General features: G+C 51.6%; 15 protein-coding genes. 9 read left to right on the forward strand and 6 right to left on the reverse strand.

Annotated elements, in window-relative coordinates; all coding sequences use genetic code 11:
- Positions 1–322 precede the first annotated feature (322 nt).
- The gene (locus tag ABD892_RS16955) at positions 323–1,426 is read left to right on the forward strand and encodes an ankyrin repeat domain-containing protein (RefSeq protein ID WP_345197129.1); all 1,104 of its coding nucleotides are present in this window, start codon (positions 323–325) and stop codon (positions 1,424–1,426) included.
- Here ABD892_RS16955 and gdhA read toward each other — a convergent pair.
- Entirely contained in the window at positions 1,419–2,780 is a 1,362-nt protein-coding gene (gene gdhA, locus ABD892_RS16960; RefSeq protein ID WP_425559290.1) for an NADP-specific glutamate dehydrogenase, read from the reverse strand. The two genes, ABD892_RS16955 and gdhA, sit on opposite strands and share 8 nt — an antisense overlap.
- Before the next feature lie 101 nt (positions 2,781–2,881).
- On the reverse strand, positions 2,882–3,796 hold the full coding sequence (locus ABD892_RS16965; protein ID WP_345197131.1) for a ribose-phosphate diphosphokinase: 915 nt from the start codon (positions 3,794–3,796) through the stop codon (positions 2,882–2,884).
- 328 nt (positions 3,797–4,124) lie between these two features.
- Here ABD892_RS16965 and ABD892_RS16970 point away from each other — a divergent pair, with 328 nt between their 5' ends.
- Positions 4,125–6,527 carry a hypothetical protein gene (locus ABD892_RS16970; protein ID WP_345197132.1) on the forward strand — a complete coding sequence of 801 codons (2,403 nt, stop codon included), beginning with the start codon at positions 4,125–4,127 and terminating at the stop codon, positions 6,525–6,527.
- Here the strand turns inward: ABD892_RS16970 and cobB are convergent.
- On the reverse strand, positions 6,508–7,209 hold the full coding sequence (gene cobB / locus ABD892_RS16975) for a Sir2 family NAD+-dependent deacetylase (protein WP_345197133.1): 702 nt from the start codon (positions 7,207–7,209) through the stop codon (positions 6,508–6,510). The two genes, ABD892_RS16970 and cobB, sit on opposite strands and share 20 nt — an antisense overlap.
- Positions 7,210–7,222: 13 nt before the next feature.
- Positions 7,223–8,605 carry a hypothetical protein gene (locus ABD892_RS16980; RefSeq protein ID WP_345197134.1) on the reverse strand — a complete coding sequence of 461 codons (1,383 nt, stop codon included), beginning with the start codon at positions 8,603–8,605 and terminating at the stop codon, positions 7,223–7,225.
- Positions 8,606–8,826: 221 nt separating this feature from the next.
- Between ABD892_RS16980 and ABD892_RS16985 the strand changes: the two genes are divergently transcribed.
- Both ABD892_RS16985 and ABD892_RS16990 read left to right on the forward strand, forming a co-directional pair.
- Positions 8,827–9,528 (forward strand): 7-cyano-7-deazaguanine/7-aminomethyl-7-deazaguanine transporter, encoded by a 702-nt coding sequence (locus ABD892_RS16985; RefSeq protein ID WP_345197135.1) that lies wholly within the window; start codon positions 8,827–8,829, stop codon positions 9,526–9,528.
- Positions 9,529–9,729: 201 nt separating this feature from the next.
- Complete coding sequence (locus ABD892_RS16990) at positions 9,730–10,146, forward strand: CBS domain-containing protein (RefSeq protein ID WP_345197137.1); 417 nt, start codon at positions 9,730–9,732, stop codon at positions 10,144–10,146.
- Between the two features lie 45 nt (positions 10,147–10,191).
- Here ABD892_RS16990 and ABD892_RS16995 read toward each other — a convergent pair whose 3' ends face one another.
- Positions 10,192–11,364 carry a CD0519/CD1768 family membrane protein gene (locus tag ABD892_RS16995; protein WP_345197138.1) on the reverse strand — a complete coding sequence of 391 codons (1,173 nt, stop codon included), beginning with the start codon at positions 11,362–11,364 and terminating at the stop codon, positions 10,192–10,194.
- A gap of 85 nt (positions 11,365–11,449) precedes the next feature.
- A complete protein-coding gene (locus tag ABD892_RS17000) occupies positions 11,450–13,282 on the reverse strand; it encodes a beta-ketoacyl synthase (protein ID WP_345197140.1) in 1,833 nt (610 codons plus the stop codon).
- Positions 13,283–13,464: 182 nt separating this feature from the next.
- Between ABD892_RS17000 and ABD892_RS17005 the strand changes: the two genes are divergently transcribed.
- The 5 genes from ABD892_RS17005 (at position 13,465) to ABD892_RS17025 (ending at position 19,016) form a co-directional block, all read left to right on the forward strand.
- Complete coding sequence (locus tag ABD892_RS17005) at positions 13,465–14,475, forward strand: GlxA family transcriptional regulator (RefSeq protein WP_345197141.1); 1,011 nt, start codon at positions 13,465–13,467, stop codon at positions 14,473–14,475.
- A 142-nt stretch (positions 14,476–14,617) separates the two neighbouring features.
- Positions 14,618–15,076, forward strand: a complete 459-nt coding sequence (locus ABD892_RS17010; protein WP_345197142.1) for a DUF2147 domain-containing protein — start codon at positions 14,618–14,620, stop codon at positions 15,074–15,076.
- Positions 15,077–15,398: 322 nt separating this feature from the next.
- Positions 15,399–17,027, forward strand: a complete 1,629-nt coding sequence (locus ABD892_RS17015) for an ABC transporter ATP-binding protein (protein WP_345197143.1) — start codon at positions 15,399–15,401, stop codon at positions 17,025–17,027.
- Positions 17,018–18,133, forward strand: a complete 1,116-nt coding sequence (locus ABD892_RS17020) for an ABC transporter permease (RefSeq protein ID WP_345197144.1) — start codon at positions 17,018–17,020, stop codon at positions 18,131–18,133. The genes ABD892_RS17015 and ABD892_RS17020 overlap by 10 nt, the downstream gene beginning before the upstream one ends.
- A 1-nt stretch (position 18,134) precedes the next feature.
- Entirely contained in the window at positions 18,135–19,016 is an 882-nt protein-coding gene (locus ABD892_RS17025; protein ID WP_345197145.1) for an ABC transporter permease, read from the forward strand.
- Positions 19,017–19,078: the final 62 nt, after the last annotated feature.

A 19,078-nucleotide genomic window follows, 5' to 3' on the forward strand; every position in this document is an offset into this window, starting at 1 on the left:
TATTTTGCCTGAAGAGCACAGGGGACGCTCTCTTCATTCAATTTAGCCTTACTTCTTCAGATCGTTAAGCGGGAGTTAAGGCACAATAGCCTTATTTGACCAGAATATAAAAACATACTTCCAAACATGTAAATACACTGATAGTAACATACACAAAATGCTAGCATCAACAATAATAAAACTATTTACAAGACGAATTGAAGGAAAACACTGCATTATCGCAGTAAATCGATTTCACAGCCAAAATCCCCCTCCTCAAAAAATAAAAGGATTTATAAAATCGGATACTGTTGAAAAGATCAAACACAATAAGGAAATCGGCATGACAGAGAAAACAAACGCATTTATATTAACATGTCGACATGGTTACTATTGGCAGCTTGAAGATCACTTACACAATAAGTCATTACAAAAAACATCAGTATTATATGAAGCCATTAGAAATGCCGTAATATATGGGCAAATTGCAATAATAAACCGCATCCCCAATCACATGTGGAACTTTTTAAACAAAACAAAACAAGGAAATCTACGATATGGCGACTTCTTACTAGCTGCAGCCTATTGCAACAATCACAGCAACATTCTTTCGCTGTTATATAAAAAGTTCAGTTATTCCTACATACATTGCTGGCAAGAACATTCTGAACAATACTCTCCCCTTTTAAGAACAATCAGATGGGGCTTTACACCAACAGTTAATTACTTATTATCAACAGTTACTGATAAATTTTGGCGTACCTGTTGGTTAAAAGCACAACAATGCCTTGAGATAGCGTGTCAGGCGGGACACATAAGTACAGCGGAATCTCTCTTGGATCATTTATCCGCTCATTATACAGCCGAAAATGTTCAACCATCGCTGCAATTAAGCTGCAAGCTTGGTCATACCTTAATAGTCACTGCTATTGTAAAAAAAATACCTTCTATCTCTACCTCGAACGTACTCAAGATGGCTGTCAGTCTCAGTCAACGCGGCGTTGTGGAAGGATTAGTCGAATTGGGTGGTGATGACTGCTTTACGCCAACCCCAACATACATATCAGCACTTTCTGTTGCCGTTTGTAATCATGATGTCCCCATGGTCAAGCTACTCACTCGCAAGGAGCCATCGTATATACGAAAAACAATAGAAATCTCACCACAGTCGCCAATATTTGCTGCCATAAGAGATGGAAATTTACCGATGGTTGAGCTTTTTCTCGAAGCGGGCTATTCAACGCAAGGTATTAAAGCAGCTGCTGATGGTCTAGCCTTAAGTTCTGGCTCTTTTACACTGGTATCACTGACCAAGTCATGTGGCTATCTCAGTCAAAGGCGTAAAGCTGTCATAGCGATTCTGGAAAAAATACAACAACACCAATCGATAACAGGCAAGCCAGAATCACCTGGCATGCCTGCCACTGTCCACATTGTACCTATATAACACCCAACGCAATCATCGCATCGGCCACTTTTACGTAACCAGCAATATTCGCACCGCGCTGATAGTTAATAGTATCGCCGTCACGCCCATACTGAAGCATCCGGGCATGAATGTCTTTCATGATGGTCTGCAAGCGACTGTCAACCTCTTCACGGCTCCAGCTCAGGCGCATACTGTTCTGTGACATTTCCAGGCCAGACACCGCAACACCACCTGCATTCGCCGCCTTCGCAGGTCCAAACATGACCCCTGCCTCATGGAAGACTTTGACGCCAGCCTCACGAGTCGGCATATTCGCTCCCTCTGCCACCAGCCTGCAGCCATTACTGACCAGGTCCCGGGCATCGGATTCATCAATCTCATTCTGGGTGGCACAGGGGAATGCCAACTCAGCAGACACTTCCCAGGGACGTTTATCCGCATGATATTCAACGCCGCTGAATTCATCTGCATACTCTTCAATGCGGCCACGACGTTCAAACTTCAGGGCTTTTATCCACTCCAGCTTTTCCGGTGTGATACCTTGTTTATCGAGGATGTAGCCGGAAGAGTCTGACAGCGTCAGTACCTTCGCACCTTTCTGCAATAGCTTTTCTGCCGCATATATCGCCACATTCCCGGAGCCGGAAACGATTGCCGTCTTCCCATCCAATCGCTCGCCTTTCACGTCCAGCATATTTTCAGCCATGTAAACGGCACCATAACCCGTCGCCTCAGGACGAATCAGAGAACCGCCGACGGCCAGATCCTTACCAGTCAACACGGGTGTCAGTTCGTTGGTCAGCCGCTTGAACTGGCCAAAGAGATAGCTGACCTCCCGGCTGCCAACACCGATATCCCCGGCGGGAATATCCGTATGCGGGCCAATATAGCGGTAAAGGTGCGTCATGAATGCCTGACAGAAATTCATCACCTCAAGGTCGGATTTCCCCTTGGGATTGAAGTCAGAGCCGCCCTTTGCTCCGCCCATGGGCAGCCCGGTCAGGCTGTTCTTGAAGGTTTGCTCAAAAGCCAGGAATTTCAGGGTATCGAGGGTGACATCCTTATGAAAACGAATCCCTCCTTTGTACGGCCCGATGCAGTTACAGTGCTGCACTCGGTAGCCCCGGTTGGTGCGAACATTGTGATCATCATCGACCCAGTTGACGCGGAAAGTAATGATGCGGTCAGGCTCTGTCAGGCGTTCCAGCAGATCCATGCGGCGATAGCGTGAATTAGCCTTCATAAAAGGCAGTACATCAGTGGCCAGTTCATGAACGGCCTGATAGAAATCATCCTCACCGGGGTTTCTGCGGGCAAATCCCGCCATAAAGCCTTCCAGCACCTCTTCGGTGCTCATACGTTCAATGTCCATGGATAGTCTCTGTCAAACAGTAGGAAAGGATTGCAACAAGAATAGCAGTCAAGCGTCTGCTATTCGGTAATAAATGGTTATGCTTCTGTCATCCGCTGTATTTAGCGAACGGCCATATCCCTGACCGCCGACACAATGGATTCCGTCAAATCAATCTGATTACTTTCGTGGCGTATGGTATTGCAGCTGATCACGGTATCCACATACCCTTCCTGCAGCGCCTGCATGGCCCGACCGGCAAACAAAGGATGAATGACGATACAGACGGCTGGCTTACAATCATTGTCCTGCAGAAGACGGGCAGCCTGTAGAATCGTGGAACCGGTAGAAACAATGTCGTCGATCAGAACAGGGGTGTGATCACGGTATTCAGCCAGCCTGGTTGTCTGCTCTTCTGAGTCAGCCAGGCCCACATTCACGTCGCGATCCCCATAGCGTTCCTTCGCGAGCACCAGGTAGGGAGCACCACTGAGTTCCGCAACAGCCCTCACCCATTGTTCGCTCTCTTCATCGGGGCCTATCAACACCGGTTTTGCCACTTTTTTCATCATCCAGGGGGCAATGGCGTGACAGGCACTCAATGCGACCGACTCCAGTTGATAAAGCTCATTCAGTGAATGGAAGCGATGCAAATGAGGGTCGACTGTGACCAGCCAGTCAAAGCAGGTTGACAGCATCCGAGCCACATAGCGGGAGGTCACAGCCTCCCCGGGGGAAAAGCGGTCATCCTGCCGCATATAGGCCAGGTAAGGGGCCACCAGACCGATTCTTCGGGCCCCCATTTCACGTAGGTTTTCAGCCAGGAAAAACAGACGCAACAGTTTGGTATCGGGATCATTCAATGTACACTGAATCACCACGTCACGACCCCGGCATTCACTGGGAACATTCAGCCAGGTTTCCTCATCCGGAAATTGCCGCCATTCCAGTTCACAGGCCTCATAGTCGAGGCTAGAAAGCATAGTTTCAAACAATGGACGATTATCATCCATTAAAACCAGCAGCGGCTTGCTCATTACGGGATCACACCTGTTGTTAGCAATATTAACCGGATAGGCAGAATGCCATGAGTCTAGAAAGATTTACGCGCATGTAAATAGATGCAGATCAATGCCAAGACACGCAGAAAATCGAGCTTAAACAATACCCAACCCTATAAGACAAAAGTCCAAGAACAGTAAAAGCAACCAACATTTCCTTAAATAACAGAAACTTAAAGACACATAGCAACATAATACAGCTTTGAACCTGCTGCCCATTCAGCGGTCAAAATAGTAATAACAGCCACTAATCAACTTTAAGCAATAGAGACATTCAGGCAGACCGGATTCATTGGAGATATTTATGGCACGTGTCGATAGTGACGGGCAGGTTAACCAACGTTCAAACATTGGGGCGGACACAGCGAATGAAGCTAGAGCGGCTGTGTTTAATGGAAGACAAACCATTGAAACAACCGGTTTTGCCTACATAAAGCAGCGCTTACAGGATTTCGCGAACTGGTTTAGTGACTTACCTGGTCGCATAAAAGAGTTTTTTATCACACACTGCCGGTGCTGTGCATGTCGTCCAGATCCAAGCCTATTGATTGGCGATACTACGGGCAATGACGAATCAGATATACCAAGCGATAAACGAACAGACAACAATGGAACAGTAGAAGTTATTGTCGACACCTCAGAAAACCCAAGAGACACAGTGTTTCACGACAGACCTGATGCCCTAACAGATATTGAGCCAACAGAGTCATCAAGCACCTCCAGCGTCACAGATTTACGATCTCCACCATCGCTGCCAAATCCAAAACCTGAAATCCCATCACCGAAGGATGTGATCTTCGTAGAAGAGCATGATTCCTTGTCACAAAACCAGGAATGGACCCTTAACAAACGAAGAGATATAGAAAGACCTTATCAGCTATCAATTAGACCATCATTTCCCACTACTGAAGACGAAGCAATAATTAATGTAGTCAACGGAACTGACGCTAATACAGCAACCTTAACTGAAATACCTGAAAAAGATGATTCAGAAGACAGTATTGATTCATACCGTAAGCAGGAAATGTTAACCAATCCCTCACTTGATATGCTTAACCAAGATTCAACGCACTCATTAATGAAAGAAAGTCATCTCGATGATAGGTATCCTCCAACACAACCACCAAACCATGATACTCTTGTAACCCCTGATTTTTACCCAGAAAAGTGTAATGGCATAGATATTTCATACTGCCGCTTACATGATGAAATGCCTGTTTTAATGAAATCAGAGAGTCGACCCATCGCTTCATCTTCATCTAATAGCTCCGTTGATCAAACTTCCTATCAACCCAATGGATCATGCTTACAGGAAGATGTGCTAACAGCATGGGCACCCGGTTTAATACATAGCGAAGAACCCACAAGAATGAATCACCTGTCAATGGATGATGAAAGCGCTTTCTCTATATCAACCCTTGATATGCAAGCGATGAATGACAACCAGAAGGTTGCAGGCAGAGTCATGCGAAGCCTTACTCTGCCTCATGAATGGAAAAAACCTCATCCAATACTAAGGCGAACAGTAAGTGCCTCTGATTTGACGATCTTTGATAGTGATATTGATGATGACTACAGCGTTTGTTCAGAAACAAATATGGAGGCCATAGAAAGGCTGAATGACGTTGAAGATATGCTAGAAATGGAAAGTGCTTTACTAGGTTCCTGTTCTACTCTTTCACCGGAGTCACTTTCTCCACGTCATAGTTCTCTTATTACCATGGGAGCAGCGGCCTTGACACCGCCAAAACCAGAAGTTTCCTATGACCGTGATTCGGAAGCTTATCATCATGTCGTGCGCATCTTTGTTTATATGCTAAACCTAACGGGAAAAATAGATCCAAAGAAGGCTGACAAAATAAGCATGAGTGATTACGAAGGTATCAATCCTTTCGAAAAAGGTACAACCAGGATTAAAAAAGAATATGTTTGGAAACTTAGGCGTGATACTGAAGCTTTCTCAAAAATGAGTAAAGCCGCCACCTTCATAAGGGAGTCATTACAACAAGCTCAACAGAACTTAGAATTATACAATTTGCTAACAAAAACAAAAACACTACAAGACATCAATGAAAAATACCCACTCCCCCGTCTTATTACGGATGAAAAGAATGAGCAAAAAAGGGCAATAGAAGAAGAAAGACTTAAAGAAGCCCATATTACTTCCAGAGAACGCTTAGTTGCAGAAAACGACCAAGCAACAGAAGATGACCTTCGTGTCAATAGACACATTATCGGCTGGTTAATTAAAGACTCCGTAGAAATAATCTTTCTTGATTTTATTGACCATTTGATTGAAGAAAGCATCCGACTCAAAGCTGAGGACAAAATTGCCAATAGCGTATTTGGTGGCCACTTCAAACTAGAAGCAGCAAAAGAGAACTGTTTAATGGAACTTGAATTTAAAGCACTCGAAGACATGATGGAAAATCAAAAGATGACTGAAGATGAAATCAACAATGCCATACAAAGAACAACACAACTGATCGATCAAATAGAATTATTTTGCCAAAAATACAAAAAGAAAAATCTTCCCAACAAGTTCAAAGACAAACTTTGTAAAAAAACAGCGGGACAAATGACACTACCCGCATTAAGAGATGTACTAGAGGTATTCGAAGCAAGAAAACATTTACTATTAAAAACCCAGAAAACAACCACAGATGATGCAAAATTAAGTGAGCAACCTAAGACAAAGTTTGGTTAATCAATAAAGGCACCGTTACTGTTGCTGTGCCAATAAGCTGCTGATCAAACGATGACGAGTTATCAACCTCATCCAAGTTTAGCAAAATGGTTTTTGCTCCATTTTGCTTGGCCTCAAGGACAAAGCCCGCTGCCGGATACACATTGCCGGATGTGCCAATGGCAACAAAAAGATCACAGTTAGCCAGCGCTTCATAGATCGTATCCATATACAGCGGCATTTCATTGAACCAGACAATATGGGGCCGCAGGTTACCCGGTGTCCGGCAACAGCGGCAGCGCGATTCTGGCAGAATATCCCCGTCCTGCGGCTCAATCTCTCCGGTCACGACACAACGCGCCTGTCGTAACTCACCATGCATATGCAGCAGATTTTCTGATCCGGCCCGTTCATGCAGATCATCGACATTCTGGGTCACTAATAGAAACTGGCCTTCAAAACGCCGCTCAAACTCAACCAGCGCGCGATGCGCAGCATTCGGCTCGACGCTGGCCAGCTGCCGCCGGCGCTGGTTGTAGAAGTCCTGCACCAGGGCGGGATTGCGGGCGAACCCTTCCGGTGTCGCCACATCTTCAATCCGGTTGTCTTCCCACAGGCCATCACTGGCACGAAAGGTTCGCAGCCCCGACTCTGCTGATATGCCGGCCCCCGTCAACACAACCACCGAACGGTATCCCGCCATACTGTGCGCCCGCTTATTGTTTCCGTTGATAGACCGTGGAGAAAAACACTTTTTTCTCGCTGTCTGCCGACAAGTTGACCGTCAACGCGCCATCGTCCGCCAGCTCCACCCCTTTGAGCTGGTCGACACGCAACAGGTCACGGTCTTCATCCATGATTCGCAGTTGAACCATCTCTTTCTTCCGGTTTCGGATCACCAGCTGCCAGGAAACAATCAACTGATTGACCTGCTGACGCACATCCAGCCTGCTGCGTTCAATTTCCACGGTATAGGCTTCACCCTGTCCCAGCAGTACCTGCGAACCCGCGGCGGATTGCTCCAGCAGGCTTTCACCGGTCATGAACAGCCGACCGTCACTGTCTTCCTCAAACACACGCACTCTGCCAGCCGGCAGGTCTGTCGGTGCGTTGAATCGAATCATCTGGGTCGGATGCCCCTGCACCGGCCGGTTGCCAGGCTGGGACTGCCCATAAAAACGATATTGGTAATAATGTCCGCCTTTCAAATCATCCATGACCGATAGCCGGATTTTCTGCCGACTTCGGGGGGGCAGATCATGGTGTCCCGGTATGGCAGTGAAATACAGGTCCCCTCTGCGCTGCGACTGGTTATCCATCTCCGCCATCCCGGCAGCATAGCTCCGCGCCATCATCACCTGCGGCACCGCACCGGTATCACCAGATGCCAACTGAATCGCTACCTGACGGTAATCACTGTCTGAGTTATTGGCTAGAAGGGCGTCATGAATCAATGTCATGCCTTTGCCCTCACCGTCTGTAATCAACTGGTACCAAGTCTGATATCCCAGGTTCTGGTTGATATACGACAATGAAATCGAGCTTGCCGGTTTATCTAAACTGAACTCGGCCATCAGGGGAGGTGCCAGCCGCTGGCTCCCCAGGGGGCCGCGGTCAAGGCTGCGGATCATGACGTCACTATCCGCTGAAAACACTTCCTGACGCCCCGATGCCCATTGCAGGATACCGGTGCCATTTCGCCAGTAGACCAGCCGCCCCTTGCTGGGTGCTTCAACGCCAGTGCGGTACACCTCCACCTCGTTACCCAGCATCCCGGCAATCAACTGCTCACGATTATCCGGCGGCTGAAGCCAGCTGATGCTGTCCGCATACTGATCACCGCGTTTGCTTTCCGTCCATAACTGCAGACTGTCCATTTGCCAGGAATGGTAATCGGGCCGTAAAGACAGTTGACTCTGCCCCGCAGGCAGCCGGGCAGGCACCTTTTGCTCAACGACGCCCTGGTCGGTATAGAGCATCAGCTGGGTTTCCGTGTTATCAACGCCGGGTTCCAGTTTGATGGGATCCGCAGCCAAAACATTGCCCGATAGCAGGATGACAGCCGCCAGCAGGGTGGGTGAAGTTACACGACAGGCCATAAGAAGTTTCCGCTAATGAACGACCTATGCAAGTATCCGCTTCCCTACTCATTACCGCAACCACCCGAGGCGATAGCCGAAACCACAACAGACTCAGCCGCAATCCCCTGCAAAAAAGCAATACAACGTGACGTCCTTGTCAGTAATCGCCGGAACCCTGATTGTTTCTAAAACCCCGATCCATTAGGATGGCCGGTTTTACACGCATCTCATCAACACCGATGGAAAACAACGTTCGTTCACTCGGCAACACAAAAGGAATTCTGGCCGCAGCGCCGGAGCATACTCTGTGGATCCTGGTTGCCCTGCACATAGTGGTCATCTCGGCCAGTAATTACCTGGTTCAGCTGCCTTTTACCCTGTTTGGCTTCCATGTCACCTGGGGCGCATTCACCTTCCCGCTGGTCTATGTCGCCACGGACCTGACCGTCCGGGTCTATGGCGCTACGCTGGCACGGCGCATTATCGCACGCGTCATGCTGCCCGCACTGTTAGTGTCATATGGGATCTCGGTAATGTTCCATGAAGGCACTTTCCAAGGCCTGAGCACACTGACCGAATTCAATCTGTTTGTGGCGCGTATCGCCTTTGCCAGTTTTTCTGCCTACATGGCGGGCCAGCTGCTTGATGTCACGGTTTTCAACCGCCTGCGCCAACTCAAGGCCTGGTGGGTAGCGCCAACAGCATCGTCGTTTATCGGCAATGCACTGGATACTGTCGTTTTCTTTGCCGTGGCGTTTTACAACAGCACCGACGCGTTCATGGCCTCGCACTGGGTTGAAATCGCCTGGGTGGATTTTGGGTTCAAAATGTTGATTTCAGGGGTATTGATGCTTCCATTGTATGGCGTCATCCTGTCGACCCTGCAGCGCTATATCACTATGACGCCCGCCCAGAAAGCCCCTTCACTCAACAACATCTGATCGATTGGCTGCATGGGCAGGTTGATGAAACCTGTCCATGGGGCAAACCTCTCCCAATCAAATAAAACTATCCCGATCATTAATAGCATTGATTGGGATTATCAGAATGCGCTCTCCATACTGACGTTAAACCCGCTCAATCAGGATCCAATTTGATCCGCAAACCGGGTATCGCATTACGATTCAACAAGGAGAGACACGATGATTCCTGCCATCAAAGTGAAGGATTATATGCAGACCAGCATTGCGCCTGTGTCACCGGATGCCACGCTGTCACAGGTACTGGATGCCTTCATGCATCACGATTCCGCCGCTCTGCCCGTCAGCAATGCCACCGGGCAGCTACTGGGCGTGATCACCGAACAATCCGTACTGGAGCGGGCAATGCTGGCCAGCTACCACTGTGACCTGAATCTACAGGCTATGGATATCATGGTTACCCCTGAGATCATGGTATCCTCGGAAACCGATATTCTTATGCTGGCAACGACCTTAAAACATCAGCCGGAAACCACCACATTTGCTGTCGTAGACAATGGTCGTGTGAGTGGCATAATCCGGCGGAAGGATATTCTCAAGGCGCTGGCGGTGGGTACCGCAGCTTGCAACCGACACTGAAAATTCATTACAAGAAAAGGCAGCGAACGCTGCCTTTTTTACTGATTACAGGGCCGTGATCAGGAGGAAAAGGTAACGTGCGGCGACTCCAGCACAGATACCCCCAACCGCATGGGCCAGTATTGCCTTAGATGTCAGTATTCGCTTACCGAGCGTATCGAGCATTGCTGTGTGAGTACTGAGGAAGCCACTCCAGCACATGCCCATGGCAGTAAATACAGCAATATCACTGCCCGTCACAATGCCCTGCTTCAGGAACGCCGGCACCATGGAGATAGCTGCGCCAACCGCCCCCAGTGAAGTGACCGGAAACGCCACCAGCTCCGGGCTTTGGAAACCGAACAGCAGATAAAACAATCCGGAGACATGGCCTGCGAGCTCAGGCAGCAGCGCCACTCCTTCAAACGCACTGCCGGTATAACCACCGTCCGGATGACCGAAGGTCAGCATCATGACAAACGTACTGATGATGAGTACACCCGGGATAATCGCCAAACCCAGTTCGACACCGGACTTACCGCCATCCAGCAGCGAATCCAGGCAACGCAGCCAGACCGGCTGCAGGGGACCGGCATCCGCCTCTTCATCCGGTAGGCCGGATTCAACGGTTGAACGATCATCACTGACTTCATCACGGATAAACCACTGCATAAGCCGTGTTGACACCATGCCGCCAATCATTGCACCGGTCAGGCCAATCATGGCGGGCATGAAGAATCCACCCACCTGACCAGCAGGACCATCCTGCAGGGTGGCCATAAAGGTGATCACTACCAGACCCATGCCAAAGGCGGTACCAAAGTTACTGAGGGAAATCAGCTCCCGCTCAGTGAAACCTTTGCTATAGCGCTCATCCTTGGCCAGACTGACAATCGCCGGGTTATCAGAGAAAAAGGTCATCAGCGCCGCCAGTGACGCACGGCCGGGCAGGTTGAACAGCGGGCGCATCAGTGGCGCCAGCAGTTTTTCGAGCAGCCCTACAACACCGAACTCCAGCAACAGTCGTCCGAGTGCACCACTGAGCACGGTTACGCCCATGAGGTACAGGACGGTATTCAACAACAACTCGTGGGCCGTCTTCATCAGGGTGTTGAACATGTTCGTCACCCCCATGGTCTGCCCGAGGTAACCGAACAGACCTCCGAGCACCAGCAGCAGGATGACAGGTTCAAGTTGACGACGGGAAATACGTAACGATGGCGTACCGGTTTTAATCAAGAGGAACGTCCTGCGGGTTATCAGCTGGAATGGATGTTGTCATGATCGTGGCAGGCTGGACGAATGCCAGCCTGCAAGAGGGGTATTAAACGCAGTCACCCCAGGGGTTGTCCATACGCAGCGACACGGATACGTCACCCAGTTCAACCTGTTCCCGGCTCAGGCTGATATCGCTGTCAGTGATGACATTTTCACCAAAACGGTACAGCGGTGAGACGGTTCCCGCACACATGCCTTGCTCATAGGCAGCCGCAGTTTCAACGACGGACTCATTTCGCTGGTGCCATGCCTTCATAGCGGACTGACCGTGGCGTTTTTCCAGCATGATCTGCACTCGCTGTGGCGCAATCACCATGGCGGTTGCGTTATTGCCACCGAAGCCCTTGGCGTTGAGGAAGGCCATATCCAGACCATCACGACCCGCCGCCAAGTGGTCAGTCAACACCTGCAAACGTTCCTGATGCACATCATCCGCAATACGGTCGATAGTGGTAATGCCGGGAATCAGGCCGTGCTGCCAGACACCCAGGGTTGACATTAACTGATCACCAGCTGCCGTAGCCAGCGAGTGCCCTACCCTGCTCTTGATCGCAGTGACCGGCCAGCGTGTGATCCCGAAGGTACGGGCCACTTCATCCAGGATATGGGATTCAGTAATCCGGTTCTGCGGGGTACCGGAACCGTGTGCCTGAACAAAGGAGTGATTACGCACCACCTCATCACCAAAGATGCTGCAGGCCAGTGACACAGCCTTGGCAAAGGTAATGTAGTTGCCTGCTCCGGGGCCAGAAATAGACTGCTTGTGGCCATCGGCATTCACAAACACATCCGCTACCGCGCCAAGGATAGGCGCACCGGTTTGCACAGCCAGTTCATCATCCATCAACACAAAGAACTGGGCAGATTCCGCCAAGGTAAAGCCGCAGTTCTCGCCAAACGGGCGGCAGGCACGCCGATAATCCGGAATATCATCCTTGCCGAGCTTATCCAGTACCCGCAGGTTCTTGTCGGAAGCCAGCGCCCCCATATTGGTGTAACCGTCAATCACTTCCGGCGTCAGTGGGGCCTCACTGTTGCCAACGATGACTAGTCGTGCGCGACCGGCACGGATGTCGTTAATGCCCTGACGCAGGTTGTACAGGAAAGTGGCGCAGGCCCCCATGTTCGTGCCCGTGCTGCCAAAGCTGCCCAGCACATAGGCATTAATGAAATCCGCAGGCATTTCCGCAAAGCCCAACGGAAGCTGCTTGGACGTCACCCGCTTACCCTGCAGACGTGCCTGCAACATGCCACCATTGCCATTATGATCCAGCTGGCTCATGCTGCTGCCGGCATAGACCGAGATCTGATCAGGGCTGATCTGTTGTTTCAGGGTGTCGAACGGAATCCCCAGTGACATCAGAGCATCAGAAGCCCCGTACACGGTCATGGCCAGTCCACGGGGATGGTTGCGTGATTGATACAGCTTCTCTGGATGGAAACCGGTTGGCAGCTGACCCGCTGCATACACCGGTGAAGGCTGAGTTCCCGGCACCAATAGTGACTGTTCGCTACCGAAGCTCACCTGAACCCGGTCACTATCAAGCTCAGTCACCAGCCATCCGGATGGCAAATCTTTTGGCAGCTGACGACGACGCAGAATCAGCTGACTGCCATCCTGCACCTTGAGCAGGTTGTGCAGTGGCGTATGGTCAGGATCAAACAGGGTGCCATCCAGCTTCCGGATCAGCGTGTCATCCAGCAGCCGCTGCTGATCGGCAGAATCGGCACCGGTCAAAGCCGCCAGGCTGGACAGGGTATGATCGGCCTGTTCCTGTCCCAGGGCCTCGAATACGAGACGGCAATAGGCATTGAAGCCGGATGTACGGCCCGCCGGGCCAATGCCCCCCTGGGCAACGATAACGGGTAATCTGGACAACCTAACAACCTCCGGATATCCAGGGCCGGAGCAGACGCCGACCCGGGCGGAACCGACGATTCCGCCCTCTGAATCAAGTAATGACTAAATGTCTTTAATTCATAGTGTATTCAGGACGACCGCCTACCAATTCGCCATTTTGGCCATATAATTAGACATATTGGCCAAAATAGGCAAATGCCGTGGAAATACCTATCGCGAATTCTGCCACCCTCTCTGTCTGCATGGTGGCGCTTGACCGCATGATCGGGACCAGCATCAGCCTACCTGCTGAGATCCTGTCTGCCGCGAAAACCATCGGTGACAGCCTGAATGCCAGCTACCCGAATCTCTCCCTGGTGACCGCAAGCCATGACAGCGCGCCCCTCACCCTGAGTGGAGGCCTCCGGCTCCTTCCCGATTGCAGCTATCTGGATATAGAACATTGCAATCTGATTATCCTGCCTGCCCTGTGGCGAAACCCCCGCCCGCTGCTACAGCGATATCCGGATCTGATGGGCTGGTTGCGCGAACGCCATCAAGATGGCGCACTGATCTGCGCCGCTGGCACAGGTGTTTACCTGATGGCAGGTGCAGGGCTGCTTGATGGAAAACCAGCCACCACCCACTGGCACTACCTGGATCAGTTTGAGCACCTATTTCCGCGGGTAATCCTGAAACGACACCACCTGATTACCCAAAGCGGCCAACTTTACTGTGCCGGCAGCGTTAACTCGGTTGCCGACCTCATGGTGCATCTGATCAGCCACTTCTTTGATGACACCGTCGCTGCCCGCGTTGAACGGCAGTTCTCCCCGGAAATTCGCCGGCCGCTGAATGACGTGTTTTATTCGTTTGAACAAGACAGCGCCCATGAGGATGAAACCATCATCACCATCCAGCAATGGCTGCATGAACACCTGGGTGAGGTCGTGAATATGCGCGAACTGGCCGCTCACTTCTCCCTGAGCCAACGTTCACTGAATCGACGTTTCAAGGAGGCAACCGGCGTCACACCACTGGAATACCTGAACAACCTCCGGCTGGCTGCAGCCAGGGATCTGCTGAAAACCACCAACTTGAGCATCACGGAAGTCGCCCTGCATACCGGGTTTCAGGATACCGGCTACTTCTGCCGTTTGTTCAAACAGAAAATCCACGTGACGCCATCAGATTACCGACTCAGCGTCAGGGGAAAACTGTTCAAACTATAATTGCCCTTTGCATCGCGACTGACTTACACGCCGTAAACATCTTTACGATTCAGCCACTGATCGCCCTGTCGGGTTGGTGGTAGACTTCGGCACCACCGATTTCGAGAACCCAACTGTCAGATTACAACAAGGAAATGTCATCATGAGACTCACGGCCTTTTTGCCCAACATCAAGCAGGTCATGATTGTTCTGGCCGCACTGTTCGCTACCAGCCAGGTTATGGCGCAGACAGCAGTCGGCCAGTGGAAAACCATTGACGATGAAACCGGTGAAGTAAAAAGCATCGTCACCATCCAGGAAGACAACGGCGTACTGACCGGCAAGGTTATGCAAATCATGGACGAAGCCAAACGTCAGGAAGTCTGTAAGAAGTGTGACGGCAGCCGCAAGAATCAGCCCATCGAAGGCATGACCATCATCTGGAACATGAAAGACAAGGACGGCCAGTATGAAGACGGCAAGATCCTGGATCCGGAAAACGGCAAGGTTTACTCCGCCAATATGAAAGTACTCGACGGCGGCAAGAAGCTGGAAGTCCGTGGCTTCATTGGCTTTGCCCTGATCGGCCGCTCCCAGGTCTGGGAAAAGGTCGAAGGCTAACGTCTCTTATCTCAGATTGCTGCGCATGTGCTCATCGGTTGAGAACATGCGCATGACGGCCCCATTTTTACGACACTCCCCCCTAAATAGCGTTTGCCCCTCCCGTGTTTATCAAAAGATAATCCGGTTCAGCCTCCTGACGGGCTTTCAGAACCCGCGTTTTGTCATACAATATCGCCTCATAGAGAAACGGTTGTCGTCAAAAACTGACGTGTAAGAGACAAACAACCGTTTTGAATGGTCGGCCATCATCCCAATAATCTCCGACCACCTGCATCAAATAGACCAATAACAACACAGCAGGGCTGAAAGGAATCAGACCGTGCCACACAACCGGAGCAGCACGCTTATGGATTCAGGCCATCCCACGGAAACGGATGCTATCCCCCGCATCCGTTGCGAGGGCGTCACCAAGACCTATCCCGGTGTTATAGCCAGCGACAATATTGCCCTGTCAATTCAACCCGGCGAGATCCACGCCCTGCTGGGTGAAAACGGTGCCGGCAAAAGCACATTGATGAAAATCCTCTACGGCGTCATCCAACCTGAGCGCGGACAGATATGGTGGGATGGAAAGCCCAGCAGACTCAATTCACCGGCACAGGCCAGGCAGCTGGGCATTGGCATGGTGTTCCAGCATTTCTCCCTGTTCGAAACCCTCACGGTTGCCCAGAACATTGCCCTATCCTTGGGCAAAAAAAGTACCGGCAACCTGAAAGACTTGGCCAGGCGCATTACCGAAACCGCTGAACAGTATGGGATGCCGGTCGATCCTGACCGTCATGTCCATACTCTATCAACGGGTGAACGACAGCGTGTGGAAATTATCCGCTGCCTTATCCAGAAAGTCCGCCTGTTGATTCTGGATGAACCTACATCGGTACTTACACCCTCTGAAGTCGACAAACTGTTTATTGTCCTGCGACAGTTAAGCCAGCAAGGTTGCAGCATTCTGTTTATCAGCCACAAGCTGCATGAAGTACAGGCACTCTGCCACACCGCCACGATCCTTCGCCATGGCCGTATCACCGGTCAGTGCAACCCCAAAACCACCGCACCCCAGGCTATGGCCAGGATGATGGTCGGCAACAACGCCCGCCTGCATACACGCTATCCCAGCCAGACCGGAAAAAACGCGGCACTGATTATTGACCAGTTATCCGAACCGGCAGATCACAGCTTTGGAACAGCCCTCAAGGGTGTTCATTTTTCTGCACTGCGCGGTGAAATCCTGGGTATTGCCGGGGTGGCCGGCAATGGTCAGAAAGAGTTGTTATCACTGCTTAGCGGTGAACGACGCGCCAGCGTGAAACAGAGTTTACAGATGAATGATCAATCTATTGGTCACTGGTCACCCCGTCGACGACGGGCAAACGGCATTTGCGTGGTGCCGGAAGAGCGGCTGGGGCGCGGTGCTGTGCCAGATATGCACCTTCGCGACAACACCCTGCTGACCGGTTTTCTGCAAGATACCGTGACCGGCGGATTTGTCCGCAACCGGCGCGTCACAGCATTCGCCCACCGCATCATTGAACACTTTGGCGTCAAGACGCCCACCAGCAAAGCGGCGGCCAAAAGTTTGTCCGGCGGCAACCTGCAGAAATTCATTATCGGCCGGGAGATTCTGCAGCGTCCCGAGGTATTGGTTTGCGCGCATCCCACCTGGGGTGTCGATGTCGGGGCCGCCAACACCATCCATGAAGCCCTGATTGCCCTGCGTGATGCGGGCGCTGCCATCATAGTCATTTCTGAAGACATGGATGAACTGTTCCAGATAAGTGATCGAATCAGCGCTCTGTGCAACGGTCAATTGTCTCCTATAAAACCGACCACTGACGTCAGCCTTGATGAAATTGGGAGCTGGATGGCTGGTCTCTTCACCGTAGACGACATCACTTCAACACCTGCCAATTCAGCACCTGAAAGCCCGGAGGAAGAAGTATGCGCCTGAGCATAGAACGACGGCCGCAGGACTCCCGGGTGATGGCTTACCTCTCACCGGTGCTGGCCACCCTGCTGACATTGGCAACCGGTGTACTCATTTTCCTGTGGCAGGGACAGAATCCCCTGAATGGTCTCTACACCTTTTTTATCGCACCTGTCAGCTCCTGGTACGGCGTTGCGGAACTCGGTATCAAGGCAGCCCCAATGCTGCTCTGCGCACTGGGGCTGGCCATTTGCTTCAGGGCCAGCATCTGGAACATCGGGGCAGAAGGCCAGTTCGTGATGGGTGCCCTGATCGGCGGGTATATCGCACTGGAATGGGTTGAAATGCTGGGTATCTTTGCACTGCCAGTCGTGCTCCTGTCAGGTGCCGCTGCAGGGCTCGCCTGGGCGGCAATACCGGCCTTTCTCCGTAACCACTGCAATACCAATGAAATCCTGACCACCATCATGCTCAACTATATTGCCCTGAACCTGCTGCTGTTCGGTATGCATGGCCCATTGATGGATCCCTATGGCTTTAACTTCCCGCAATCCGCTCTGTTTGAAGACGCGGTCACACTACCCATACTGATTGAAGGTACCCGCCTCCATCCCGGGCTGCTGTTTGCCCTGCTGGCCGTCGTGGTTGTCTGGGTGTTAATGAGTCGGTTATTTATTGGGTTCCAGCTACGGGTTATCGGACTAGATCGTGGCGCTGCCGGGTACGCCGGCTTCAGTGAAAAGAAACTGGTTTATTTCAGCTTTCTCTTTTGTGGTGCACTGGCCGGCCTGGCAGGCATCAGCGAAGTGACCGGTCCCATTGGCCAGCTGGTACCACAGATCTCACCGGGTTACGGCTATGCTGCCATCATCGTCGCTTTCCTGGGGCGACTGCACCCCGTAGGCATTACCCTGGCTAGCGCGCTGATGGCGCTGGTCTATATGGGCGGGGAAATGGGTCAGATCAGCCTCGGCCTGCCACTGGCCCTGGGCAGCCTGTTCCAGGGGATGCTGCTGATGTTCCTGCTGGCCTGTGACTTTCTGGTCGGCTACCGCATACGCCTGAAACATTCGACCAATGTCGTCGAACAGGCACCTGCTGCAACCGTCTCCAACGCTGTGGAGGGCTGACATGGATATTGATCTGCTAACCAGCATTCTGTTTGCCATGGTGCGTACCGGCACCCCACTGTTACTGGTCGCCCTGGGCGAGATGGTCTGTGAAAAATCCGGCGTTCTGAACCTCGGTCAGGAAGGCATGATGCTGATGGGTGCCGTGGCCGGCTTTATGGGCGCCGTCACCACCGGTAGCCTGACCCTTGGTGTTCTGATAGGTATGACAGCGGGTGTTGCGATGGCGCTGCTATTCGGACTGGTGGCCCTGAACTTACGTGCTAACCAGGTTGCTACGGGGCTGGCGCTCACCATTATCGGAACAGGCCTCAGCGCCTGGATTGGGGGTGATTATGTCGGTCGAGCCCTGACGGGCATTCAGCCCATGGTAATTCCCTGGCTGTCTGAGATTCCCGTTATCGGCAAAGCCTTGTTCACACAAGATCCCCTTGTCTATGTTTCACTGATTCTGACCCTGCTGGCGTGGTGCTTTTTCCGCTTTACGCACGCGGGTCTCACAACCCTGGCGGTTGGAGAAAATCCTCACTCGGCGACAGCTGTCGGGCTTCCGGTGATGCCGGTGCGCTATCTGGCCGTGCTCTTTGGTGGTGCCATGGCGGGTCTCGGCGGCGCGTATCTGTCACTGGCCTACACGCCGCTGTGGACTGAAAACATGACAGCCGGGCGAGGTTGGATTGCGCTGGCACTAGTGGTGTTCGCCAGCTGGCGGGTCGGACGGATTATTCTCGGCGCCTGGCTGTTTGGCGCGGCAAGTATCTTGCATCTGGTGTTACAAGGGACCGGTGTCAGTGTGTCATCCAACCTGCTGGCCACCCTGCCTTATGTAGCGACCATCGTCGTGCTCGTTTTGCTGTCACAGAACCCCCCTGTGCCAGCATAGTTGTCGCCTCTTCTGAAATTTCCAACTTAAACAGGGGGTGGTCAGTGAGTAATCAATGACCC

Source organism: Kistimonas scapharcae (genome assembly GCF_039540975.1).
GTDB lineage: Bacteria > Pseudomonadota > Gammaproteobacteria > Pseudomonadales > Endozoicomonadaceae > Kistimonas > Kistimonas scapharcae.